Here is a 19,997-nt window from a genome sequence, read left to right as displayed (position 1 = left end):
CTACAGCATCCGCGCCAGCTTGCGGGTGATATCCATCATGCGGTTCACATAGCCCCACTCGTTGTCGTACCAGGCGTAGATCTTGACCTGGGTGTTATCGATGACCATGGTCGAGAGGGCATCGACGATGGAGGAGCGCGGATCGCCCTTGAAATCAACGGAGACCAGGGGTCGCTCCTCGTAACCCAGAATATCCTTGAGTTCGCCGGCGGCGGCCTCCTTAAAGAGGGCATTGACCTCCTCCGCCGTCACCGGCCTGGCCGCCTCGAACACGAAGTCGGTGAGGGAGGCGTTGAGCAGGGGCACGCGCACGGCGTGGCCGTTGAGCTTACCGGTGAGTTCGGGAAAGATCTTGGTGATGGCCTTGGCGGAGCCGGTGGTGGTGGGGATCAGGGATTGCCCCAGGGCGCGGGCCCGGCGCAGGTCCTTGTGGCCACGATCCACGATGGTTTGGGTATTGGTGATGTCGTGGATGGTAGTCATGCTACCGCGCAGGATGCCAATCTTCTCGTGCATGACCTGGACCACCGGCGCCAGGCAGTTGGTGGTGCAGGAGGCGGCGGTGACGATGTCATGCACCGCCGGGTCGTAGAGGTGGTCGTTGACCCCATAGACGAGGTTCAGGGCCGGATCGGGCACCGGGGCGGACACCACCACCTTCTTCACGCCCTGATCAAATAGGGGCTGGAGGGCCTCCGCGGTCTTGAAGCGCCCGGTGCACTCCACCAGGATATCGATGCCCTTGGCGCCCCAGTCGATCTCTTCGAGGGTGGCGCCCATGCTAAAGCCGACCTCCTGGCCAGCGACGATGAGGGCGTCGGGGCGGGAACTGATCTGGTCCTTGTACCAGCGACCATGAACCGAGTCGAATTCCAGCAGGTGGGCCTGACAGGCGGCATCGCCCTTGATCTCGTTGACGTGGACGATCTCAAACTCCTGACTCCCCCAGCCGGCGCGGAAGCCCAGTTTGCCCATGCGACCAAAACCGTTGATGCCAATACGAATCGTCATGCTGATTTCTCCGGGTGAGTGGGTGGTTACATCTGTCCGCTAAAATATACGAAGAAACGGATATATTGGCAAGCCCCAGGTTAAAGCCGGCTAGGGGCAAGCCCGTCAGACCCGATCACGTCTCGGGAAAATTTTTTCGGTAATATGACGTAGCAGTCCGTCAGCGTCTGGCAATGACAATACCCAGCGCTGCGCCCCCATCCTGGCCATCTCCATCAAGGGAAAACCTGGTAACCATGAAAATAGACAAATTTCGGATCGTCCCCGGCGCCAAGGTCAAGCTCGGCAAGATCGACCCCGCGGACACGGGTGACTATAAGAACCATGCCGATGCGGCCCAACGCCAGGAGGAACTCCTCGTCAAGATGCGCGAACTCCAGGCCAAGCTCTACGCGACCAAGACCAACGCCCTGGTGATCGTCCTGCAAGGGCTGGATGCGGCGGGCAAGGACGGGGTGGTCAGCCATGTCATGTCCGGCCTCAACCCCGAGGGGACGCGCGTCGCCTCCTTCAAGCAGCCCACCGCCGAGGAGGCCGCCCACGATTTTCTCTGGCGCGTCCACCCCCATGCCCCCGCCAAGGGGGACATCGTCATCTTCAACCGGTCGCATTACGAGGATGTCCTGGTCGTCCGGGTCCACCAGTTAGTGCCTAAGGTCGTCTGGAAGTCGCGCTACGAACATATTCGCAACTTCGAACACCTCCTCGCCGCGGGCAACGACACCACGGTCCTCAAGTTCTATCTGCATATCTCCCGCGAGGCCCAGCTCGCCCGCTTCAAGGTCCGCCTCGACGAGCCGGATCATGAGTGGAAAATCAGCAAGACGGACTATGCGGAGCGGGAGCTCTGGGACGAATACACGGCGGCTTTCGAGGAGGCCATCGCCCAGACCAGCACGGCGGAGGCGCCCTGGTTCGTGATCCCCTCGGACAATAAGTGGTTCCGCGACCTGGCTATCTCGGAGGTCATCGTCGCCGCCATCGAGGGGATGAATCTGCAACTCCCCAAGACCGAGGTGGATTTGGAGGTGATCAAGCAGGATTACGCCAAGGCCCTGTCGGAGGAATCTCCCGAGAACCAGAAAAAGATCGCCAAGCTGGTCAGGAAAAAGGAAAAGAGCCTCAAGCAAGCCGGCTGATGACCTCACCCCGAGACACCTTGGGTCCCCTGGGGTGTCTCTTGCGGAGCCCGGAGCGCCATGCCCCCCCTTAACGCCCTTGTCCTCGGTCTGGGGCTCTTTTTTATCGGCCTGCATCTGGTCGGCGATAACCTCAAAGCCCTGAGTGGTGGCCGGTTCCGCGATGGCATCGCCCGGACGACGCGCCGCCCCCTGCCCCGCCTGGCCCTAGGCCTGGCCTCGGGGGCCCTGATGCAGAGCGCCACCGCAGTCACCTTTATCTGCGTGAGCCTGGTCGCGGCGGAATTGCTGACGGCGAATGCCGCCAGCCTGGTCATCGTCTGGTCGAATGTCGGATTGACGGTCCTCGCCTTCGTCGCCACCCTGGACATTCACCCGGCGGTGGCCTTCCTCGTCGGTGGGGCGGGGATCGTGATGGGGGTGGTGCGGAATCGCTCCTGGCAGACGGTGGCGAGCGTCCTGATCGGCATCGGCCTCATTCTCTTCGGCCTGGAACAAATGAGCGCGGGGGCGGCGCCCCTCAAGGACGAGCCCTGGTTCCGCGATGCCATCGGCCTGGCTGTCTCCTCCCCGCCCCTCGCCTTCCTGAGCGGCATCCTGGTGGCGTCCATCCTCCAATCCAATTCGGGCGCGACCATGATGATCATTACCCTGGCCAATGCCGGGGCACTGGACTTGCCGGATGCCGCGCTGATGATCTATGGGACCAATCTGGGGGCCATCACCCTGCGGCTCATGCTCGCCACCGGCCTGCGGGGTCAGGCCCTCCGGCTGGTGCGGATGGAGGACTTCTTCTGCCTCCTTGGTGGCGGCCTCATGGTCGGGCTCTATTACCTGGAACAGGCGGGCATCCCCCTGGTCTTGGCCCTGTCCGGGGAGATCTCGGCGGCGACGGATAAGCGCCTGGCCATCCTGTTTCTGCTCTCGAATCTGATCCCCGCGCTGGTGATATCGCCCCTCATCCCCCTGGTCACCCGGCTTCTGAAGAAAATCTGGCCCAGCGAGGCGCCCGATGTACCCGGGGCGCCTAAGTTTCTGAACACCCAGGCGCTCAATGATGCCGCCACCGCCCTGGCCCTGATCCGCAAGGAACTGGCGCGGCTGCTGCGGATGGTGACGGGGGAGCCGGGGGCCCCGCGGGATGCCTCCGAGGATTCCGGGCCCTCGGCCAACTTCGAAAAGCTGTCGAACGCGATCGAGACATTCGCCAGCCAGCTCGCCTCCCGCGCCCCCATGAGCGAGGGCGATGCCTTCAAGCTCCACGCCCTGCGCGGTGCCCTCAGTGGCATCCGCCACCTGGAGGAAGCCGCGCGCCTCTTTGTCGCCCGCGCCCAAATCCCGGGCGTCATCGCCCCCGACCAGCGCCAGGGATTGGATAACAGCCTCCTGGAATTGCTGGGTGCCATGGCCAAGGCCATGGACGACGACGATATCGCCGCCATCACCGCCATCCGTGATCGCACCAAGATCCATGGCGACTTCATGGCGGAGATTCGCCAGCAACTGGGCCCACCATCCGGCGGGTCCCTCGATCAAAGCGCCCTCTTCGTGGATTTCGAATTCGTCGCCTGGGCCCTGCACCACCTCACCAAGATCCTGGTGCGCCTGGAGGCCCCGCGGCAGCCACCGGCTCCCGGCTAGGCCCCGGGGGCTTGGGGCGCTACTCAATGGCCAGGCAGGGAGGGGTAAATCCTGGTGACGCCGTTAACGATGAACTGCACGCCAATCGCCAGGGTAAAGAGGCCCATCACCTTGATCAGGACACTCATGCCCACCTCGCCCAGGAACCTCATCAGAGACATGGCGAACAGGAAGATGAGGAAGATGATGACCGTCATGGCGCAGATCGCCAGGAAGAGAAAGAGGTCCGCGTGGGCCTGGACGGCCTCGTGGGCAAAGACAGTGACCGTGGAAATAGTGCCGGCACCCGTGGTCAGGGGCAGGGTCACGGGCACGATCATGGTGGAGATCAGGGTGGAGCGATCGATGGCGGGCCTCTCCACCTCCTTGCCGTGAACATCGCCAGCCCCCTTGGCGTTCAGCATGCTCATGCCGGTGCCCCCCAGCAGGATACCGCCAGCGATCTGGAACGCACTGATAGTAATGCCGAAAAAGCCCAGGATCGCCGTGCCGGCGAGCATGCTGGTGGTCATGATGATGAAGGCGCCCACCGAGCCGAGGGTGATCAGCCCCAGCTTCTGGAACCGGTTCAAGCCCATGCTGAGGGCGAGAAAGGGGGCCAGGGCGGGAAAGTTGTTCGCGACCGCGAATAGTCCCAACAAGTAGTGCTGCACAGAATATTCCAACGAATTATTGCCCCTTTAAAGTGGGTTGACAGGACCTTCAATACTTGACAGGACCTTCAATACCGGGTTGGCAAGGCTACGGAGGTAGGGGAATCATTCATGATTGGTGGAAACCTTGGATCCCAGCCCATAGACAATCGCGGTCTTGGTGGTACCCAGCGACACCCAATCAAAGGCATCCATTTGCAGCGCCTTATAGAAGTTGGCGGCCCGATTGATGCTGTCCTTGTGCAGTTCCTCGCGGCGATCGTATTTGGCCTGAAAGGCGAATTCGCCGCAGATAGCGTTCTCATGCTGGCGATTACGCCAGACGGCGATGGTCGTCTTGGCCTTGATGCCATGGCCAAAGCCCAGGGTGCCAATATTGACCTGCACCTCCTCGACGGCAAAGTCGTTGACCAGGGTCATGCGGTGATCGGGATTGGCCTGCGCCTGGGCCAGGGCGGGGAAGGAACGCGTCAAATCCGCCACGGCCAGGTTCATCTGCTCCCGAGGCATGGACATGACGCAGTTGTGGGAATAGATGAAACGCAAACCACCCAGACCCTCGCGCAGGGGCAGGAGTTCTTCCTTAAATTTGATCCGGGCCAGGGAGCCGGGGGTGGCCGGTCGCACATTCACGGCGGCGGCGGCGGCAAATTCCGGGTGGCGGAACTTGACCGTCAATTCCGGCAGGCCATCGGGCCAGCCCCCCTTATAAAAGGAGCGCAGCCGCACGATGAAATGGTTGTTGTAGAGGTCATGATCCGGGGTGTCATAGAAGAGGACCTCGCGCACCTGATTGACGAAGGCATTCTTGTCTTCAAGAACCTCCACCCCATGCTTCTTGGCGGTGCGCTTGACGATCTTCCAGAAGTCCTTGAAGCCCTGGGCACTCAGGAAGTGCTGGGGCTGCAGGATGATCTTACACTCAGAGTAGTTGATGTTATCGGTCGGGGTGTTTTTAACGAGAATGGGGTTTGAATCCATTAGGTGAATATCCGGGTATGGCGGTCAGGGGCTGGGGAGGCGACGGCGCATAAGTCAGCCGTCAAGCCAAAAGAACTCAGGGGCAAGGATGTCGTGCCCGCCTTGATTCGGTCCAAATCATAGCACCTCGCCCCCGGGCGCCGGGATACTCAGAAGAGATCGTCGATCAGACGTGGCGCGCCGGAGGGCGGGCCGGAGGGCGTGGGCCTTTTAGGTCTTTCATAGTAGCCAGGATCCTCGGTGACGAACTCCTGGGTCTCACCCGTCGGCGCCGGGCCCTCGGGGGCCTGGGCATCCTCCTGGCGCACCCACTCCGGCAGGCTGGCATCCCCCTTCTTGCGGGTGAGGCGACCATCGGACTTGGCGACCCTCACCTCGGTCAGACCGGCGGGGACCTCCAGGGTGGCCTCGGGCTTACCCGCCAGGGCCTGGCCCATGAAATCGACCCAGAGTCCCAGTGCCGCCTGGCCACCGGTCTCCCCCTTACCCAGGGGCGAAAAATCATCGAAGCCCATCCAGGACACCGCCACCAGGTCCTTCTGATAGCCGCAGAACCAGGAATCCCGCACCTCGTTGGTGGTGCCGGTCTTGCCGGCGATATCCTCGCGCTTGAGCTCCAGGGCCTTGCGGCCGGTGCCCTGGCGGATGACATCGCCCATGATGGAGTTCATCTGCCAGACCACGCGGGGGTCCAGCACCCGCGGTGCCTCCGGGGCTGGCCCCGCCGCGGCGCCCAGGGCACGAGCCCCGGCGGGGGCCTCCGGGTAGCTGAACCAGCAGTCGGCGCAGGCCTGGGGGGCCCTGGCTGCGAAGATCAGGGTACCGTTGCCATCCAGGATTTTATCCACGAAGTGGGGTATGACCCGAAAACCACCATTGGCGAAGACCGCATAGGCTGCGGCCATCTGGGTCGGCGAGGCCGCCGCCGTGCCCAGGACCAGGGTCAGGCCGTGGGGCAGGCTGGCGACATCGAAGCCAAAGCGGGTGGCGAAATCCAGGGCCGAATCCAGCCCGATCTCCCGGAGCAGCCAGACCGAGGCCAGGTTGCGGGATTTGATCAGAGCGAGACGCAGCCGGATCGGGCCCATCGTCTTGCCGTCGAAATTGTCGGGCCGCCAGACCTTGCCTTTATTAACGCGAATTTCGAGGCGCTTGTCCTGCAAGAGGCTGGCCGGGGTCCAGCCCTGATCCAGGGCCGCCGCATAGACGAAGGGCTTGAAGCTGGAGCCGGGCTGGCGGCGGGCATCCACGGCCCGGTTGAACTTGCTGTCCTGGAAGTCATAGCCGCCCACCAGGGCCAGCAGGGCCCCATTGGTCGGGTCCAGGACGCTGAGGGCACCCGAGACGTGCGGGGCCTGCGACAACTCCCAGCCCCCGCCGGCGGTCTTGCGCAGCCGGATCAGATCGCCGCTGGCCACCACCTGGGCGACCCTGCCCGGCGCCGCGCCCTTGGCGTCCTCGTTGTGGTAACGGCTGGCCCATCTCATCTGGCCCAGGGTCAACTTGGCCCGCTTGCCCTGGCCGAGGTAGACCTCCGCCTCCTTGTCACCGGACCGCAGGACCAGGGCGGCGGTCAGTTCCGGTAGTTTGCCGGCCTTCCCCAGCAGGGTGTCGAGGGCCTCGTCACTGAGTCCCGCCAGCTTATGCTTGGATTCGGCGCCCCGGTAGCCATGACGCTGGTCATAATCCAGCACGGCGCGATGGACCGCGCCCTCGGCCTCCCGCTGGTAGCGGGAATCGAGGGTAGTCGTGACCTGGAAGCCATTCCCATAGGCGGCCTCCTCCCCATAGCGGGCCACCAAATCCCGACGAACCATCTCGGAGACATAACCCGCCTCCAGCTCGATGGGCCGGCGCGCCAGCCGGGCGGTATCCGGGGCGGCCACCCCCTCCTGATATTCCTGGGGGGTGATGTAACCCAACTCGCGCATCCGCCCCAGAATGAAGTCGCGCCTTTCCAGGGCCCGCTTAGGGTTCGAGACCGGGTTGTTCGCCGAGGGCGCCTTCGGAATACCCGCCAGCATGGCCATCTGGGGCAGGGTGAGTTGACGCAGGCTCTTGCCGTAATAGATGTCGGCCGCGGCGGAGATGCCGTAGGCGCGATGGCCGAAAAAGATCTTGTTGAAGTACAGCTCCAGGATTTCCTGCTTGGTCAGGGTCCGCTCAATGTGGAGGGATAGCAGGAGTTCCGAGAGCTTGCGGCGGAAAGTCTTCTCCGGGGAGAGATAAAAATTACGCGCCACCTGCATGGTGATGGTGCTGCCGCCCTGGCTGCGCTCGCCGGTTTGCAGAAAGCTGAGGGCGGCGCGACTGAGGCCGATGAGGTCGACGCCCTCGTGCTGAAAGAAGCGGTTGTCCTCGGTGGCCAGAAAGGCCTCGACCAGCCGCTGCGGGACCTCGGCATAGGGCACGGGCTGGCGTCGTTCGGCCCCGAACTCCGCCATGAGGACGCCATCGGCACTGAAGACCCGCATGGGCTCCTGCAACCGCACCTCGCGCAGCGAGTCCGTCCGCGGCAGGTCGGCCAGGGTGGTGGCGATCAGAATCCCGACCCCCAGCAGCCCCACCGCCGCCAGGTTCAGCCCCAAAGCCACCCCCGACGCCAGCATGAGGCCGAGGCGCGCCAGGAGCCCGCGGCGACGCCTTTTGACCCTGGCCCCCTGATTAAGCACCCTGGATTGTCCCAAACCTCGATCCTCGTGAGCGTCCACTGGTCAATTTGAGGGAGGATTCTACAACAGGCACCCGGTACCTGGTGGCCCTTCTTTGCCTGCCCTGCCCATTATAATTATCTATTTCAATGAGTTGATCTGAATACAGACCCCAGGTCCACCGGGCCGGGCGCCATGACTCGATCCCGGCCCCCAAAAGCATTAATCTGTTCCTTCCTCCCAGGCGTGACCGAGGCCAGACCCTTGTCCACCGAACCCACCTCTCCCGATACCCGCGAGCGCCTCCTGCGCTCCGCCATCCAGGTCTTCGCGAAGCGCGGCTACGCCGGCGGCACCATCCGCGACATCTGTCGCCGCGCCCAGGCCAACCTGGCCTCGGTGCATTATTATTTCGGCGACAAACAAGGCCTTTACGCCGCCATCTTCGAGCAGGTCTCGGGCATGTTCCGCCAGCGGCGGGCCCGCTACCTGCCCGCCGCGGCCCCGGCGGCGGAGCGGCTCCGGGTCTATATTCAGGCAGCCCTGGAGGAGATCCTGGGGGACAAGGGTGACGCCGCCGACCACGCCGACCTTAGCGCCATCTACCTGGCGGAGATGGCCCACCCCACCGAGACCCTGGATCGGATCGTCGCCCTCCACATCAAACCCAGCAACGATGAACTCCTGACCATCGTGGCCGACCTGCTCGACCTGCATCCCCGGACCCCCCTGGTCGTGGACGCCGCCGCCAGCGTCAGTGGCCAGATCCTCCGTTATTTCCTCGCCCGCCCCCTCATAAGCCGCCTGAATCCAGACCAGCCGCCCCTGGAGGACAGAGTCGAGGAGCTGGTGGAACGGGTGTGGCGCTTCTCCCTGGGAGGCATCCTGGCGCTGGGTCCCCTGGCTCGGGGCGACGGGCTAGCCGACCCGGACGCCGCCGACCCGGCCCCCTAATCCGCCAACGCGCCCAACAAGGGCTTGGCCATGAGGATGGCATCCTCCCGCCCCTGACCCTTGGGGTAATAGTTGCGGCGCAGGCCGACCTCGCAGAAGCCTTCTATCTGGTAAAGATGAATGGCGGCATGATTGGAACGGCGGACTTCAAGGAAGGCAGTGTCGGCCTGGCGCTGGCTGGCGATGGACAGGAGGCGCCGCAAGAGGCGGCGGCCGAACTGGCGGCCCTGCCAGTCGGGGTGGACGCAGAGATTGAGGATCTGGCACTCGCCCACGGCGATGGACATGACGCCGTGGCCCACCAGGCGGTCGCCGACCTGCAAGACCCAGGCGTGGTAGCCAGCCCGCAGGCAATCGCGAAAAATCTCCTGGCTCCAGGGGTGGGGGTAGGCTTGCACCTCGACCGCCATGACGGCGGTCAGATCCGGGTCCGCCATGGGGCGAAAGGTCAGCCCGAGCGGGCTAGCCGCCACCTCTCCGTCACTCAGCGCCACCACCATCCCGGACCTCCACGCATACCCCCATTCCTCCCGCGGCCCCGCCGCAAGGCGGCGATCCACCCTAACACCGAGCCCGACACCACCTGAACCGCCACCCTCATGAGGCAGGGCCAATTAGATTACCCTAATGTTACGTAGGGACAACTTCAGTTTACAATCAAGAGTAACCCTCGGGGGACCACACCCCTTACCTATGCCCGGAACCACGCCATGTCAAAGCAGTCCATGGTCACCCTCGACGGCAATGAGGCCGCCGCCTACGTCGCCCACCTCACCAACGAAGTCATCGCCATCTACCCCATCACCCCCTCCACGGCCATGGGCGAATGGGCGGACGAGTGGTCCTCCCTCAAGGTACCCAATCTCTGGGGCACGGTACCCGAGGTGATCGAGATGCAGAGCGAGGCCGGGGCGGCCGGGGCCATCCACGGCGCCCTCCAGGCGGGGGCGCTGGCCACCACCTTCACCGCCTCCCAGGGCCTGCTGTTGATGATCCCCAACATGTACAAGATCGCCGGCGAACTCTCGCCGCTGGTCATGCATGTATCGGCGCGCTCTCTGGCCGCCCAGGCCCTCTCCATCTTCGGTGATCACTCCGACGTCATGGCCTGCCGGACCACCGGCTTCGCCATGCTCTGCTCGGCCTCGGTGCAGGAGGTCATGGACTTCGCCCTCATCGCCCAGGCGGCGACCCTGGCGGGACGGGTGCCCTTCGTCCACTTTTTCGACGGCTTCCGCACCTCCCACGAGGTCAATAAAATCGAGCGCCTGGCCCTGGAGACCATCCGCGCCCTGATCGACGACGACCTGGTGCGAGCCCATCGGGAGCGGGCCCTGAACCCGGATCACCCGGTCCTGCGCGGCACCTCCCAGAACCCCGACGTTTACTTCCAGGGACGCGAGACCGTCAACCCCTATTACCAGGCCTTGCCAGCCATCGTAGAAGGGGTCATGGACCGCTTCGCCGCCCTCACCGGCCGCCACTACCGGCCCTTCGAATATATCGGCGCCCCGGACGCGGAGCGGGTCCTGCTGCTCATGGGTTCGGGGCTCGGCGCCGCCGAGGAGACGGTGGAGCATCTGGTCGCGCGCGGCGACAAGGTGGGCCTGGTCAAGGTGCGCCTCTTCCGGCCCTTCTCCCCCGAGCGACTGCTCGCCGCCATCCCCACCACGGCGACCCACCTGGCCGTCCTGGATCGCACCAAGGAACCCGGCGCCGACGGCGAGCCCCTCTATAAGGATGTGCTCACCGCCCTGGCCCAGGCGGTCACCCAGGGCGAGCGGGAGCAACTGCCGCGGGTGGTGGGCGGGCGCTATGGCCTCTCCTCCAAGGAATTCACCCCGGGCATGGTCCTGGGTATCTTCGAGGAATTGGCCAGGGACCGGCCCCGGCACCCCTTCACCGTCGGCATCATCGACGATGTGGGCCACACCAGCCTGAACTGGGACCCGGCCTTCCGCCCCGACGCGATGGCGGGGGTCACGGCCTGCGTCTTCTATGGCCTGGGCTCGGACGGCACCGTCTCGGCCAACAAGAACTCCATCAAGATCATCGCCGAGGAGACGCCTAACTTTGGCCAGGGCTATTTCCAGTACGACTCCAAGAAGGCCGGGGCGGTCACCATCTCCCACCTGCGCTTTGGCGCCCGGCCCCTGCGGGGCAGTTATCTGGTGGGTGATGGGGAGGCCGGTTTCGTGGCCTGCCATCAGCCCATCTTCCTGAAACGCTACGAGATGCTGGACAAGGCCGCCCCGGGCGGCATCTTCCTGCTCAACACCCCGACCCCGCCGGAGCGTGTCTGGGACGAGTTGCCCCGGCACCTGCAGCAACAACTTATCGGGAAGGGCCTGCACCTCTTCGTCATCGATGCCTATGGCATCGCCGAGCGTACCGGCATGGGCCGGCGCATCAACACCATCATGCAAACCTGCTTCTTCGCTATCTCGGGCGTCCTGGAGCAGACCGAGGCCATCGCCCGCATCAAGGAGGCGGTCAAAAAGACCTATGGCCGCAAGGGCCAGGGCCTCTTGGAGCGTAACTTCATCGCCATTGACGCCACCCTGGCGGGCCTGCGCCAGGTCCAGATCCCCCTTAAGGTCACCAGCACCCTCAGCATCAGCGCCCGGGTGCCAACCGAGGCCCCGGAGTTCGTGCAACGGGTCACCGCCCTCCTGATGGCGAACCAGGGCGACAGCCTGCCCGTCAGCCTCATGCCCGCCGACGGCACCTGGCCCCTGGGCACCACCCGCTATGAAAAGCGCGGTCTCGCCCTGGAAGTGCCCCTGTGGGAGGAAGACCTCTGCACCCAGTGTGGCAAGTGCCCCCTGGTCTGCCCCCATGCCGCCATCCGCGCCAAGGTCTATCCGGCGGAACGCCTTGCGGTTGCGCCGGCCAGCTTCCAGCACGCCCCCATCAAGGGCAAGGACTTTCCCGAGGGTTATCGGGTCACCTATCAGGTCGCCCCGGACGACTGCACGGGCTGTGGCCTCTGCGTCGAGGTCTGCCCCATCCGCAACCGCAAGAATCCCTTGCGCAAGGCCATCAACATGGTCCCGATCGACCAGCGCCGGGACCTGGAGCGCCCCAACTGGGACTTCTTCCTGGGCCTGCCGGAATTCGATCGTACCCGCCTGGACGCGAGCAAGATCAAGCACGCCATGATGCTCCAGCCCCTGTTCGAATTCTCCGGGGCCTGCGTGGGTTGCGGCGAGACCCCCTATATCAAGCTGGCGACCCAACTCTTCGGCGACCGCATGCTGGTCGCCAACGCCACCGGCTGTTCCTCCATCTACGGCGGCAATCTGCCGACCACCCCCTACGCCACCAACCCGGAGGGCCGGGGGCCGAGCTGGAACAATTCCCTCTTCGAGGACAACGCCGAGTTTGGCCTGGGCCTGCGCCTGGCGGTGGACAAGCAGACCGTCCACGCCCGCGAGTTACTGGCGGGGCTGGCGGACCGCGTCGGTGGGGAACTGGCCAAGGGCCTGCTGGAGGCCGACCAAGCCAGCGAGGCGGGTATCTTCGAGCAGCGCCAGCGCATCGCCCTGCTGAAGGAGCGGCTGGCGGGCCTGGACCAACCGGAGGCCAGGACCCTCGCCTCCCTCTGCGAGAATCTGGCCCGGCGCAGCGTCTGGATCATCGGCGGCGACGGCTGGGCCTACGACATCGGCTATGGCGGCGTCGATCACGCCCTGGCCTCCGGGCGCGACATCAATCTCCTTGTGCTCGATACCGAGGTCTATTCCAACACCGGCGGCCAGACCTCCAAGGCCACGCCCCTGGGGGCGGTCGCCAAGTTCTCCGCCGGCGGCAAGGCGACCTTCAAGAAGGACCTGGCCATGATGGCCATGGCCTACGAGAGCGTCTATGTGGCCCAGGTCGCCTTCGGCGCCAAGGACCTCCAGACCATCCGCGCCTTCCTGGAGGCCGAGTCCTACCCCGGGCCTTCCCTGATCATCGCCTATTCACCCTGCATCGCTCACGGCGTGGACCTGTCCAACAACCTGCGCCAGCAGGACATGGCGGTCAACTCCGGCCACTGGCCCCTGTTCCGCTACGACCCCCGCAAGACCGCCGTCGGCGAGAACCCCCTCAGCCTGGATTCCAAGCCGCCGAGCCTACCCTACCGGGACTTCATCGCCACGGAGGCCCGCTTCAGCGTCCTCAACCACACCCACCCCGAGGACGCGGAGCGCTTTCTGCGCCTGGCCCAGCGCCATGTGGAGACCCGCTTCAGCCTCTACCAACAGTTGGCCCACCTGGCGGTGGCCAAGCAGGGGTGAGACCTGGCCCCTGACCGCCGTGGCGCCGGGCCCGGGACCCCAGCCCTACCGGCCCGACGCCCGGCCGGCCCCGAGTCCGCCCCCTAACCCCTTTCGATCACCCCTTGGCAACCCACCCCTTGGAGGGGCCTCCCATGGACCTCAGCACCCACTATTTAGGCCTGGACCTCACCAGCCCCCTGGTCCCCTCGGCCTCGCCCCTCAGCCGCGGCCTCGACACCTGCCGGCAACTGGAGGACGCCGGCGCCGGCGCCATCATCCTCTGGTCCCTGTTCGAGGAGGCCCTGACCGCCGAGACCGAGACCAGCGTCCGCTTCCTGAGCGAACAGCACACCGGCTTCGCCGAGGCCTCCAACTTCCTGCCCAATTACCACGACTATCCGCCCGCCCTGGACAGCTATCTGGAGCATCTGCGCCGGCTCAAGGAGACCCTGGGGATTCCGGTCATCGCCAGCCTCAACGGCGTGACGGTGGGTGGCTGGATCGCCTATGCCCGCGCCCTGGAGGCGGCCGGCGCCGACGCCCTGGAACTCAATGTCTATTACGTCGCCGCCAACCCCGAGGAGAGCGGCGCCGCTGTGGAGGAGCGTTACCTGGGCCTGCTCGACGCCCTGCGCCATCAGGTCAGCCTGCCCATCAACATGAAGCTGTCGCCCAATTTCAGCTCCGTCGCAAACATGGTGAAACGGCTGGAGGCGGCGGGAGCCGACGGGGTCGCCCTCTTCAACCGCTTCTACCAGCCGGACATAAATCTCGACAGCCTGCGCCTGCGCCCGGCCCTCTACCCCTCCACCTCCCCCGAATCCCTGCTGGCGATGCGCTGGATCGCCCTCCTCCATGGCCGGGTCGAGCTGTCACTGGGGGCCACCGGCGGCGTTCACACCGCCGAGGACGCCCTCAAGCTGCTGCTCGCTGGCGCGGACGTGGTCCATCTGTGCAGCCTGCTACTGCGGGAGGGACCCGACGCCCTGAGGCGGGTCCGCGAGGGGATTGAAAGCTGGATGGCGGATCAGGGCTTCGAGACCCTGGCGGATTTCCGGGGCCGCATGAGCGCCCTGGCCGTACCCAATCCGGCGGAATTCGAGCGCGGCAACTATGTCCAGGTCCTGGACAGTTACCGAGCTTCGTCCGGGGTACTCGTTTAGAATGCGCTCCTTTACCCCATTCCGCACCGGAGCAACGCCCCCATGAGGCCCACCGAGCACCAGAAGCGCTGGCTCAAAAAGCAGGTCCATCACCTCAAACCCGTCGTCAGCCTCGGCCAGGCCGGGCTCACCGCGCCCGTCCTCGCCGAGATCGAGATCGCCCTCGATCATCACGAACTCATCAAGGTCAAGATCGCCGCTGGCGACCGGGACCTGCGGGATGAATTCATCGCGACCATCGCCAGCCGCACCCAGAGCGACCTCATCGACCGCATCGGCAACGTCGCCGCCTTCTTCCGCGCCAATCCCCGCAACAAGGCGCCGATGGAATTGCCTCGGGACTGAGCCCGCGGAATGGGTTCGTTTGGTAATTTAGACCTTTTTGAGCACTCCCGTAGGCAGACCACAGGCGATAAAATCCGCGAAAAGGCGCGAAAGCAGGAGAGTGGCTGGAAGAGCTTCCCTCCTTCTTTGGCGGTTCCATTGAGGATAGATCTCTCATTGGCATGGTTCCGGGATTCTCCGCCAGCGACACATTGCCCTGCCGAAACAGGGCAATCGCCAGGGCAAATTTCAGACCGGAAAGATCCGCAACCCCCAAACGCGCAGGAGCAAGAGACGCCGAGCTTGGAGCTCGCGAACCCGACATGCGGCCCCCGTCCGCTGCAGCGCCAAGTTCGGCCGCTGATCTCGCCCCCGTTTTCGGCCACTCACGTCGGCGCACCCGCATGGCGGCGAGGCAAACGCACCGCGAAAACGGTCTTTCCCCCGATGGAACGCGCACCCACCTGGCCCCCGTGCGCCCGGGTCACTTCGCGCACGATGTACAGTCCGAGCCCGAGGCCGCCGTCGGCGTTGCGGTTGTCCTCCTGTGCGGGGCCTCGCCTGAGTGGGTCGAAGATCTGGTCCAAGGCCGATGGCTCGAGGGCCGGCCCGCGGTTCGTGACCTCGAACCGGACGTCGGCCTCCTCGCCGGTCAGCGCTACGCGAACCGGCGCGTCCGCCACCCCGTACTTGATCGCGTTCGTGACGAGGTTGCGGAGCACCTGTTGCAGGCGCGGGCCATCCCAGTGGCCCCGGGTGTCGCCGACCACCTCCAGTTCGAGTTGGCGGCTCGGGTGCGCCCCGCGCAGCTGCTCCAGCTCGTCGGCGAATAGTGCCGCGAGGTCGGCGTCCTTCGGCAAGATGGTGATCCCCAAGCCCATTTGGGTTCGGTTGAAGTCCACGAGGTCGTCCAGCAGGGCCTTCATTGACGCGCCGCTGCGGAAAAGGCGGGACGCGGCGGCGGACACCTCCTCCCCGGCGTTCAGAGCCACCAGGTACGCGGCGGTCATCTGAATGGCGTTCAGCGGGCTGCGCATGTCGTGGCCCAGCATCCCGAGAAACAGGTTCCGCGCCTGCTCCACCTGGGCGGAAAAGAAGCTGATGGATTCGGCGACCGCCTGGTCAATGGCCTCGTTGAAGCGGATGATATCGTCCATGTTGGGGCTGTCGGGCTGACATGCGTCCATCCACAGGCGGAGGACGCTGGCGCGGAGGGCGCGGTATTCGGCGGCCAGTTGGTTGATGTCGAAGCCGCTTTCCGCCCGCAGGATCGCGTGCGTTTCGGCCGCCGTCTCCGGGGCATCCACCGGCTTGAGTGCCCGACCTTGCGACTTGTCGGCCTGCGCTTGCCTCGTCTGGGGCGCTGATAAATCTGCAACCACAGCTTCTAGCAGCCTGTCGGACTTGCTCCTCGAAGTCGCCCCTTGAAGGCCCCCCGAAGGCCATTTGTTGCATAAACGAGACGATTTTCGGCCAAAAGCGCACGTTTCTCGGGTTTTTCCCTTACTGCGGACGCAATACGGCCATGCGTTTTAGATTCCACGCCAGGCACACCAGGGTCCATTCGCCCTGAACGTTGTCCAATCCGCGGGTGAGGAATTGGCGGAAGCCCATCACGGATTTGATGATGCCAAAGACCGGCTCGACGGTGCTCTTGCGCAGCGCATAGGCGGCTCGGCCGGCCCCGGTCTTGAGGCGGCGCGTCATGCGTTGCACCGGGGTCGGGTTGGCGGGCAGTTCGGGTGGTTCGTCGAAGCGCTCTGAGACAGGGGGATGGTGTTCATCGCGCTGGACCGCCATCAGCGGCGCGATGCCAGCGACCTCGCAGGCGTCCACGTTGGCTTCGCTGAAGTACCCGGCGTCGGCGAGCAATTGCTCGGGTTGGTTCAGGCCCTCGGGGAGCGCCTGAAGCTTCTCGACCATGGGCACGACCTGTTGCTTGTCGTTGGCCGCCTGAGTCACCTGGGGAACGAGCACCAGCAGGGTCTCGGTATCGACGATGGCTTGGGCGTTGTAACACTGCTCGAAGCCACCGCCGGCCACGACCATGATCCGGGACGCTTCGTCGGTGAGGTTGATCTGGTCTTTGGCGCGCGGGCCGGGCTCCGGTGGCTTGGGGGCCTTGCCGCCAGGGTTCTTGCCACTGGCCTTGGCCTTGGCCTCGCGGGCCGCGAGCTTCGCCTGGTAGTCGGCCTGCTCGCGGGCGTAGCGCTCGGCGGCGCGCGCCTCGAGCTTGCCCTTAGCCTCGGCGATAGCCGCCAAGCGGTCCTCGCGGCGCTTGAGCTCCTCGGGCACGCTCATCCCATCGGGGACGTTGACGCCGTCCGCCTGCTCGGCCAATGCCAGCAGTTCCTGGACCTCGGCCTTGAATTGCGCCTCAATGGTCTCGGCATGCCCATAGGACAGGGCGCGGTGACGGCTGGCATTGGCGTGGATCTTGGTGCCGTCGAGGCTGACGGTGCCGAAGCGGCTCAACTGGTTCTCGCGGGCAACCTGGAGCACCTCGACAAACACGGTCTCGAACTCCTTGCCGAAGCGCTTGCGAAAGGTGGCCAGGGTGTCGTGGTCGGGGTGACGGTTGCAGGCAATGTAACGAAACGCCAGCGAGTCATAGGTCGCTCGCTCGATCTTGCGGCTGGAGTAACAGCCAGTGGCGTAGCCGTAGATCAACAACGACAGCAGCTGCGCCGGGTGATACGCGGCACTGCCCTTGCCGGCATAGGCTCGCTCTAGGTCGCTCAGGTCCAGCCCTTCCACCACCTCAACCACGTAGCGCGCCAGATGCCCCTCGGGCAGCCACTCCTGCACCGACGGGGGCAGGAGGAAGTCGATGTCGCGGTCGATCAGGTGGAACTTGCTCATCTTCGCCAGCCATCTTTAGAGTACGACGCCATTGTACCCCCGGCTCCGCCGGAAGGCAGGACCTAAGTCCGACAGGCTGCTAGTATTTGCTGCGCATGATCGCGCAAGGCGAGCAGCGTCATCCTCGTCCCGGCCGACTGGAGGGTGGTGGCAAAAGCCTCCCATTCCACCAGGATGGCTTCCATATTACTCAGGATGAATTCAGCTAACCGCATATCTGCCTCGATTCTCGGACTGGCTCGGCGTTTCAAGGAATCGGCCTCGGACCAGGCTGGTGGCCGAACGTAGAGCTAACCGGCGCTGCGCGGCTTTATCGCGCAGCGTCCAGCGACCGAAGGGAGCGAGGTTGAGCGCCATGTTAGGCATACATTAGCTTCCCGCGGGGTTCCGGTATAGTACGACCGAGATCCCTTGCCGTTTCAATCCACTCTTGAATAATAATTTCAGCGTTTTCCAAAGCCTTTCGATAGCTATTGCCGTCAGCCATGCACCCAGGCAACTCCGGAACTTCCGCAACATATGCGCTATCGGCAGCGCTCCAGTAGATAATTATTTCATATTTAATTGACATTGGACTCACCGAGTTTGTATTTCAGAATTACGTTACGGACCTGCCTCACCTGATACGCCTTTGCTTTTGAGCCGATAGGTTGCAGGTTTAGAATCTCTTCGATATCCGGCCTCGTGTATATAAAATGGTCTCCCCGGACGCGCTCAGCAAACCCCAACCGCGTAAGAAGATTGCATAAGCCCTTGAACGCAACATTTGCGTCAGCGGTTCCGCCTAAGACGGCTTGTAGTACTCTCTGTGTCTTTCCCATCAGATAGTTTCGTCGCAGGCGGCATGACTCTCATGCAGAAAACGTGGTCTGTCCCCTATTTCCCTCTCTTCTAGCATTCTCATGTAGAAGACCTGTTCATTAAGGCCTAACCTCCGGTTCAGCGGCGGGCCGCGCAGCGGACCGTCTGCTGCAACCTGTTGTTGGGCGGCATCTTCATGGCACTAAACGTTGGTGGGATTGCCAAGGTTCTTGCTCAGTCTGACCGCCTCGCTAACAAGGCGGCGCTCCGTGCTACTGATGACTTCCTCGTTCTGGTGCAATTCGATTGTGGCCATCTCGTACTTCCCGCCGAGCTTTAAGGGCGGATCGATCTCACGCAGACGCTTCCCTCTCCAGAAGCCGAACAGGACGCGATGTTCTTCGGCGCGGATGAGCAGCACGGGTCCGTTTGACAGATACACCAGATGCCCCCATTTGATGACTTCATCAAGGGTGGCAGTGGGCAGAACAACGGCCCTTAGCTTTTCCACCGTGACGCGCTGCCACCCGGAGAGCGCAGAGACGTAGGCGTCAGGGCTTGATGCGGGGGTTGCTTTCTTCATAGCGGCAAGTGTCTGCGCACGAACGCGTAAGGCTGCCCAATGCCGCCGTTGAGCCGATTATTGGACGTGTTCCACTTCACCGGAAGCGCTCAACCACGATCGTAGGGCTTTGAGATGTGTTGGTGTACGACTTTCCACTTCCCATCCTTCTTCGAGAAACAGAATGTGGCACGCACAGTATCCCGAAAAGCCTTTCCGTCAAGTAAGGTGCCGCCACACTGGAGAATCCCGTATGCAAAGGCCGCGTCGGTACCTACTGTGACCTCTAGGCCTTCGAGTTCGAATCGCATCTCACCTTGCGCATCTGGCTGCCACTCGTCCCAGGTCTTCCGATACTCGGACGCTGACGAATACTTCATTGGAGGCAGCACATCGTAGATGAGCACTTTCTCATCGTGATTCGTGAGTACGTCGTCGAGTCTGCCCTCACGAGTGGCGCGCGTCCAAGCGTCGAGGACGGAGCGAATAGCGGATTCATCAGCAGAGTGTGCGCTCGGGTTCATAGAGTCTCCGTGCATTGTTCGGTGCAAAGTTATGACGCCCTACAATGAATTGTATCGACCCGCCTATCTCCCCCTCCAGGATGATAGCCGGCCGGCGACCTACCGGGGTTACTGAGTTCCGGCATTCCCTGCCGAAATGACGCCCTCAAAATTGGTCATACCGGCAGGGAATGCGGGGATTCAGGTGCCAGGAGGGGGTCCGGTCTGGAGAGCGGGGTTTTTGACGCTAATCACCCCCGGTGGTGCCGACTGATTAAACCGTGGTTCACTTCATTTGGCAAGAATAAGGCGCGGGTCGCCGCGCTCTTCGCCCTGACCACCGCATCCCATCAGCAGACCCAAGAGCCGCTGAAAGGGCTTCGTTTGGAAATTTCGCTCGAAAACCCGGGCCAGCAACGGGAGGACTTCGCCCGCCTGAGCGGCGAGGACAGCTCGTCGAGCCGGGTGGCGTGGCTGGTGTGGGGCG

General features: G+C 63.9%; 16 protein-coding genes. 6 read left to right on the top strand and 10 right to left on the bottom strand.

Annotation, left to right across the window (positions count from 1 at the left end; all coding sequences use genetic code 11):
- Complete coding sequence (locus IPN92_08130) at positions 1 to 1,011, bottom strand: ArsJ-associated glyceraldehyde-3-phosphate dehydrogenase (protein MBK8638249.1); 1,011 nt, start codon at positions 1,009 to 1,011, stop codon at positions 1 to 3.
- 236 nt (positions 1,012 to 1,247) lie between these two features.
- On the opposite strand from IPN92_08130, the gene IPN92_08125 reads away from it, so the two are divergent.
- Both IPN92_08125 and IPN92_08120 read left to right on the top strand, forming a co-directional pair.
- A complete protein-coding gene (locus IPN92_08125; GenBank protein ID MBK8638248.1) occupies positions 1,248 to 2,150 on the top strand; it encodes a polyphosphate kinase 2 family protein in 903 nt (300 codons plus the stop codon).
- Positions 2,151 to 2,210: 60 nt separating this feature from the next.
- Complete coding sequence (locus IPN92_08120; GenBank protein ID MBK8638247.1) at positions 2,211 to 3,791, top strand: Na/Pi cotransporter family protein; 1,581 nt, start codon at positions 2,211 to 2,213, stop codon at positions 3,789 to 3,791.
- 23 nt (positions 3,792 to 3,814) lie between these two features.
- Here the strand turns inward: IPN92_08120 and IPN92_08115 are convergent, their stop codons facing one another.
- From IPN92_08115 to IPN92_08105, 3 genes are all read right to left on the bottom strand, one after another.
- Positions 3,815 to 4,444, bottom strand: a complete 630-nt coding sequence (locus tag IPN92_08115; GenBank protein MBK8638246.1) for an NAAT family transporter — start codon at positions 4,442 to 4,444, stop codon at positions 3,815 to 3,817.
- A 105-nt stretch (positions 4,445 to 4,549) separates the two neighbouring features.
- Complete coding sequence (locus IPN92_08110) at positions 4,550 to 5,425, bottom strand: hypothetical protein (protein MBK8638245.1); 876 nt, start codon at positions 5,423 to 5,425, stop codon at positions 4,550 to 4,552.
- A gap of 149 nt (positions 5,426 to 5,574) precedes the next feature.
- On the bottom strand, positions 5,575 to 8,112 hold the full coding sequence (locus IPN92_08105) for a penicillin-binding protein 1A (GenBank protein ID MBK8638244.1): 2,538 nt from the start codon (positions 8,110 to 8,112) through the stop codon (positions 5,575 to 5,577).
- 228 nt (positions 8,113 to 8,340) lie between these two features.
- On the opposite strand from IPN92_08105, the gene IPN92_08100 reads away from it, so the two are divergent.
- Positions 8,341 to 9,030: a CerR family C-terminal domain-containing protein gene (locus tag IPN92_08100; protein ID MBK8638243.1), complete on the top strand. Its 690-nt coding sequence runs from the start codon at positions 8,341 to 8,343 to the stop codon at positions 9,028 to 9,030.
- Here the strand turns inward: IPN92_08100 and rimI are convergent.
- Positions 9,027 to 9,530 carry a ribosomal protein S18-alanine N-acetyltransferase gene (gene rimI / locus IPN92_08095; GenBank protein ID MBK8638242.1) on the bottom strand — a complete coding sequence of 168 codons (504 nt, stop codon included), beginning with the start codon at positions 9,528 to 9,530 and terminating at the stop codon, positions 9,027 to 9,029. The two genes, IPN92_08100 and rimI, sit on opposite strands and share 4 nt — an antisense overlap.
- A 210-nt stretch (positions 9,531 to 9,740) precedes the next feature.
- Here rimI and nifJ point away from each other — a divergent pair, with 210 nt between their 5' ends.
- From nifJ to IPN92_08080, 3 genes are all read left to right on the top strand, one after another.
- A complete protein-coding gene (nifJ, locus tag IPN92_08090) occupies positions 9,741 to 13,313 on the top strand; it encodes a pyruvate:ferredoxin (flavodoxin) oxidoreductase (GenBank protein MBK8638241.1) in 3,573 nt (1,190 codons plus the stop codon).
- 134 nt (positions 13,314 to 13,447) lie between these two features.
- On the top strand, positions 13,448 to 14,458 hold the full coding sequence (locus IPN92_08085) for a dihydroorotate dehydrogenase-like protein (GenBank protein MBK8638240.1): 1,011 nt from the start codon (positions 13,448 to 13,450) through the stop codon (positions 14,456 to 14,458).
- A 42-nt stretch (positions 14,459 to 14,500) separates the two neighbouring features.
- Positions 14,501 to 14,803 (top strand): YhbY family RNA-binding protein, encoded by a 303-nt coding sequence (locus IPN92_08080; protein MBK8638239.1) that lies wholly within the window; start codon positions 14,501 to 14,503, stop codon positions 14,801 to 14,803.
- Between the two features lie 365 nt (positions 14,804 to 15,168).
- Here the strand turns inward: IPN92_08080 and IPN92_08075 are convergent, their stop codons facing one another.
- The 5 genes from IPN92_08075 to IPN92_08055 all read right to left on the bottom strand — a co-directional run bounded on the left by IPN92_08075 (position 15,169) and on the right by IPN92_08055 (position 19,531).
- A complete protein-coding gene (locus IPN92_08075; GenBank protein ID MBK8638238.1) occupies positions 15,169 to 16,176 on the bottom strand; it encodes a HAMP domain-containing histidine kinase in 1,008 nt (335 codons plus the stop codon).
- A gap of 109 nt (positions 16,177 to 16,285) precedes the next feature.
- Positions 16,286 to 17,644 (bottom strand): IS1182 family transposase, encoded by a 1,359-nt coding sequence (locus IPN92_08070; GenBank protein MBK8638237.1) that lies wholly within the window; start codon positions 17,642 to 17,644, stop codon positions 16,286 to 16,288.
- Between the two features lie 358 nt (positions 17,645 to 18,002).
- Complete coding sequence (locus IPN92_08065) at positions 18,003 to 18,215, bottom strand: type II toxin-antitoxin system HicB family antitoxin (GenBank protein MBK8638236.1); 213 nt, start codon at positions 18,213 to 18,215, stop codon at positions 18,003 to 18,005.
- A 432-nt stretch (positions 18,216 to 18,647) separates the two neighbouring features.
- Positions 18,648 to 19,028, bottom strand: coding sequence for a DUF1801 domain-containing protein (locus tag IPN92_08060; protein ID MBK8638235.1), 381 nt, complete (start codon positions 19,026 to 19,028; stop codon positions 18,648 to 18,650).
- Positions 19,029 to 19,117: 89 nt separating this feature from the next.
- Positions 19,118 to 19,531 (bottom strand): nuclear transport factor 2 family protein, encoded by a 414-nt coding sequence (locus tag IPN92_08055; GenBank protein ID MBK8638234.1) that lies wholly within the window; start codon positions 19,529 to 19,531, stop codon positions 19,118 to 19,120.
- Between the last annotated feature and the right edge of the window lie 466 nt (positions 19,532 to 19,997).

The sequence above is a fragment of the Chromatiaceae bacterium genome, assembly GCA_016714645.1.
Taxonomy (GTDB): Bacteria; Pseudomonadota; Gammaproteobacteria; order Chromatiales; family Chromatiaceae; genus M0108.
This window is presented reverse-complemented; position numbering and strand designations above follow the sequence as displayed.